4 protein-coding genes are annotated in these 5,040 nt (G+C 48.2%); all 4 read right to left on the bottom strand.

What is annotated here, in order from left to right:
• Nucleotides 1–23: 23 nt before the first annotated feature.
• Nucleotides 24–905, bottom strand: a complete 882-nt coding sequence (locus BZG79_RS11525) for a CHASE4 domain-containing protein (RefSeq protein WP_077774454.1) — start codon at nucleotides 903–905, stop codon at nucleotides 24–26.
• A 266-nt stretch (nucleotides 906–1,171) separates the two neighbouring features.
• Nucleotides 1,172–2,398 carry an OFA family MFS transporter gene (locus BZG79_RS11530; protein ID WP_077679131.1) on the bottom strand — a complete coding sequence of 409 codons (1,227 nt, stop codon included), beginning with the start codon at nucleotides 2,396–2,398 and terminating at the stop codon, nucleotides 1,172–1,174.
• A gap of 131 nt (nucleotides 2,399–2,529) precedes the next feature.
• Complete coding sequence (locus tag BZG79_RS11535; RefSeq protein WP_077576950.1) at nucleotides 2,530–3,243, bottom strand: LytTR family DNA-binding domain-containing protein; 714 nt, start codon at nucleotides 3,241–3,243, stop codon at nucleotides 2,530–2,532.
• On the bottom strand, nucleotides 3,207–4,877 hold the full coding sequence (locus BZG79_RS11540) for a LytS/YhcK type 5TM receptor domain-containing protein (protein WP_077645939.1): 1,671 nt from the start codon (nucleotides 4,875–4,877) through the stop codon (nucleotides 3,207–3,209). The genes BZG79_RS11535 and BZG79_RS11540 overlap by 37 nt, the downstream gene beginning before the upstream one ends.
• Nucleotides 4,878–5,040: the final 163 nt, after the last annotated feature.

Raw genomic sequence — 5,040 nt, forward strand, 5'->3', positions numbered from 1 at the left:
AAATGAGGTCATCGCCAGTAAAGCTAAGATAAGATATTGAAATACTTGCTTTCCCTTTTGATAGTAAATGAGGTCATCGCCAGTAAAGCTAAGATAAGATATTGAAATACTTGCTTTCCCTTTTGATAGTAATGGCGAGATTCGGTGGTTTCTAAGGCCGCAATTGGGCGGTTGCTCAAATCATATAAGGGGGTATAGCGGGTTATCTTATTGTCAGTACGAACAATGCGTTCAACGCTCCCTTCTCCTGTTGTATCCCCCTTGTTAACGAGACGGTTGTTGCCCGCTAATATGTTATCGTAGTCGGAGGGAAAGCGACCCGTCAGTGCTTGCCCCCAAACCATCCAGCCGACGACCGGTGCAGTGCCCGCACTGTCTCGGACTGGGTTGACACTGATCACCCATATGCGGCCTCTAAGCTGGAGTAAACCAGCGAAAGGAGTCAGCTCTTTATCCGGAATGGGTTGATGAATATGGGCTGTGACGGCAGGGGAGCGATATATTGCATCAATCATCGACTTGTTGCCCGCATCTTCCAGTACTTTTGCTTCGACTACCTCACCACTTAAGTCGGCAAATCCCATCATATCTAAACTGAGTGCGAGTAATGTCTCGTCGCTTAGATTCCTCTGCGCATAGCGATTATTACCTGTTGTAAGTAGCGCGTAAGTATCATCCCAATAGGCCCAATCAATTGCATATTCAACTTGATTATCGATGACACGCTGAATCACCGCTTTGGCTTGCTGATTTGCGCGCGTGATTTCTATGTCTTCTAGGTGGTCAATACCGAAGAGGAAAAAATAGCGAGTCAATAAAAGGCTACTGAAAATAATGGCAAGTAACCCTAGGATAAAAATAAGTGCTGCTTTGCTGTGAAGCGTAACAAATCGCGTCCGTGTCATTTAATACCTAGCAAGAAAAGAGGAAGGCCCGACGCCGAGGCTTTAAATTAGGCGAGTACACCACAACAATCAATAGTGTTGTTAATGTATTGAGATGTTATTCAGTATTTAGGGATAGACTTATCAACAAGCGCCGATATCACGGGGTTTACAGTGTAAACTGGACCACCTTATGTGACGCTGTCACATTTTATTTTTGGTGTGTCGATTACAAACAAGAGCCCCTCGTATTATTGCTAAGACGAGGGGAAAGTGTATAACAATGCTTAGCTGGTCGATGACTCCAACTGCCAGTGATGCTTAATCCTCTCTTGATTGTGCTTGGGCGAGTGAATAGTGAATGCAATACACAAGGATATAGTGATCATTACCAGCATCACACTAAACGCGGCAACAAAACCGCCAAATAGCGCCGCAATGACAGAGCCCATAAAGCTACCGACACCAAAGCCCAGGTACATAAAACCATAGTTTTGGCTGAGGTGGTTCATGCCAAAATAGTCGCTCATCAAGGTGGGGAATACGGTAATTGCTCCGCCAAAACTGAACGCGACACAAGCAACCGACAAATAGAAGCTGTATTGGTCCAGTGGCATAAAGCGGAGCATACCCACGCCTGCCGCGCAGACGAGGAGTGCCAAGCCAACCACTTTGCTGCGCGCCATGCGATCAGACAACACCCCCAGTACCAGACGGCCGCCTAGATTTGCCAGTGCGATAATGGCAACCGCTTCCGCAGCGGTGGCAGCATCAAGGTGGACATAAAGTTCACCCACATCTTTAGCGACGCCAATGACATAAAGCCCACTCATACAAATCGTGACAAATACCGTGGCAAGTAACCAAAATTGCGGGGTTTTAAAACATTGAGAAAGGGTGTAATCAGCAGGCGCATCGGCCTCAGATGCGTTTGTGGTGGCTTTTTGCTGTGGCGCATCGTGCATCAGTGCGCCGCCAATTACGACCATCACACAGGCCAGAACCGCCCACATTTGAAAACTTAGTGCTGCGCCGCCTGCGGCTAAAAAGTATAGATTGATGTATTTAAAACCTAAGCTGCCTAACCCATAAGCGCCAATGGCACAGGCTGAGGCAAGCCCTTTGTTTTTGGGAAAAAAGCGTACGCAATTGGAAAGCGTCATGAGGTAGCCAGTACCATCTGCTAAACCAATCAGAAGGCCGGCGGTAAGGTAAAGTAGCCATAGTTGGCTGACCACCGAGGTTAGCGCGAGACTGGCGCCAAGCAGTATGCCTGCGCCAATTGTCACGCGGCGGACACCGAATCGTGCTTGTAGATGGCCCGAGACGGAAGAAGCCAGGGCCAATGCCAGTGTCATAATGCCAAAGGTGAAGGCCACTTGGCTGACTGGCTCGTCAAGCTGGGCTGCAAGGGGGGCATTAAACAGGCTCCACGTATACACAGAGCCAAGTGCAAACTGGGCCAATACGGTGCCGATAAGGGTTTTGATGCCGGGGGATAAACGTGCGTTCATGGTAACGCTCCAGGATTTTATCTATTGAGAACACCCCCAAGATACGACCCTGAATCCCCACATCAAGAGTAGGTGAAAAAGATAAAATGAGCTGCAGTTAGCGGGCATGAACTGCAGCGAGAGGGCATGAATTACAATTGCATCCGTTCGCGAAACGCTTTCAGATTACCGCGACTGACCAAGACAGGATCAGAAATGCCGGGGAGGAAAACGTGATAGGTGCTGTTTAAGCCTGGTTCAATTTCGGTGATTTTATCTAAGTTGATGCAATAAGAGCGATGGCAACGAAAAAAATTAGCCGGCAATTGCGTCATCAATTCACTGATAGTGTAAGGGACATAGAACTCACCGTCGGGTGTGTACACCAAGGTGGTCTTTTCGTTGGCAGCGGCATAAAGAATGTCGGCGGTATCGGTAATGCGGATCCGATTATCACGCATCAAATGCAAGGTATGGCGTTGCTCTGTCAGGGTATCGGTAGGTGCAGCCGCGAGAGCAAGCTTATTGAGTACGCCTTTCACCCGTGTTTCGTTAAGCGGCTTAAGCAGGTAGTCGAACGCTTCAAGCTCAAAAGCATCTGCGGCATGCTCTTTGTAAGCGGTCGTAAAAATCACAAAGGGCGGGCGCGCATCGGCATGTAAACTCCGTGCGAGTAACATGCCATCAATCGAGGGGATATTGATATCTAAAAACAACACGTCCACTGAATGGGTCTGCAGGTATTTTAGCGCTGCAAGCCCATCATCAAAGCTTTCGATGATCTCGAGATCACTATGCTTTTCAACTAAGTAACGTAGCTCTTCTTGCGCTAAGTATTCGTCTTCGACAATGACAGCGCGAAGCATGAAGGCTCCTTATGGTTAATCACAAATGATACACGTGTGCCGGGATTGCGTGGCTCAACAGTTAAGCCTTGTCCATAGAGCATGATTAAACGCTGGTGCACATTCATCAAGCCAATATGATGACTGTCGATGGTGCCATGATAAAGTTGCTCGACAATATTAGGATCGATGCCGACCCCGGTATCTGTGATGCTAATCTCCGTTCCTTGCGCAATTTCGCGCACCGCAATGATGACATCACAAGGACGACGAGAAGGTTGAAAACCATGGCGAATCGCATTTTCAACCAGTGGCTGTATCAGCAAGGGCGCAATATTGGTGTCGGTCGTTTCAATATCAAAGCGGATCGTAAGTTTGTCACCAAAACGTGCTTGCTCAATAGCGACATAGTCTTTGACTTGCTTAATGGCATCACTAATGGGGATCAGATCCTGCGTGCGCTCTAAATTGTAACGCATAAAGTCGGCCAAATTGGCAATCAAGCCACGGGCGTCATCCGGACGCAGGCGGATCAAGCTGGAGATCGCATTGAGGGCGTTAAACAAAAAATGAGGGTTAATTTTACTTTGTAAGGCAGAAAATTCGGCCTTACTCGCCATTTCTTTGAGGTTTTGTATCCGCGCAACTTCCATTTGGGTCGAAATCAATTGTGATAAACCAATCGCCATTTCCTGCATGGGGCGACGAATACGATGGGGCTGGCGATAAAAAACCTTTAAGGTTCCCGTGACCACGCCATTTTCCCATAGTGGAATGATCAACAAAGAGCGAAAATCATGCACATTGAGATCATTGCTGATAATTTGTTCACCGGTTCTTACCGCTTGCTGAGTAAGGCGGCTAATTTGGTGATGGGCATCAATGTATTGCTCCTCACCAATGCCAACATACGCCAAAACATCGGCGGTATCGGTAATAGCCACGGCATCGGCACCGGTGTCTTTACGAATAATACTGCACGCTTTGGTCAAACCTCGCGCCTCTCCGCGTCGAAAATACGGTAGAGTGCGGTTGGCAATATCTAACGCTTGCTTAGCCTGCTGGGCGGCTAAATGTTCTTTTTCATCATCGATGTACTGCACCAGTTGGATGATCAGGCCAATACAGACGGTACCCGCAATCATCGGGAAGCTAATGGTAGCAACAATGTGTTGGGCGAGCGTTTGATCGCGGGCAAGCAAAAGGATAAGCAGCATCGTCAGCGATTCGCAGAGCATACCCGCCAAAATGCCGTAGCGTGCATAATGCTGTTTATCTGCGCGATAATGAATCAGTGCCGACAGGCACCCAGCAATAATACTGGCGATCAAACAGGCTTGTGAGGTTGGCCCATCAATATCGATAAGATAGCGGTGAACGCCCGAGACGACGCCGGCAGTCACGCCAACCCAAGGACCAAACAAAATACCGCCGGCGATAATGGCGATGATGCGTACATTTACCAGCGACCCATCGACATTCACTCCCGTGTAGGTACTGAACAAGGCAAACAATACAAATAAAGCGGCAATGAGCGCTGTTTCCATTGGATGGCGCTGGGTCTTCTGTACGATGGTTTGGATCAGATGGGTGCGAGTGAGCCAAAATAAGGCCATGAGTAATAAGGCGGCACGTTCAAATACCGCCAACAGCATCAATAACTGGTCGTTATACGCTAACAAAAGAAAAGACCGTGTTTAAATAAAGGGCGACGGTATGCTGCCAATTACTTGCGGCGGCAGAACTCAGCGATCACGAACAACGTTTGGCCGTTCACTTTACCCTGCACATGGGTGGGATCATCGGTCAGGTTAATGC

Origin of the sequence: Salinivibrio sp. MA427 (assembly GCF_001996115.1) — a bacterium.
Classification (GTDB): domain Bacteria; phylum Pseudomonadota; class Gammaproteobacteria; order Enterobacterales; family Vibrionaceae; genus Salinivibrio; species Salinivibrio costicola.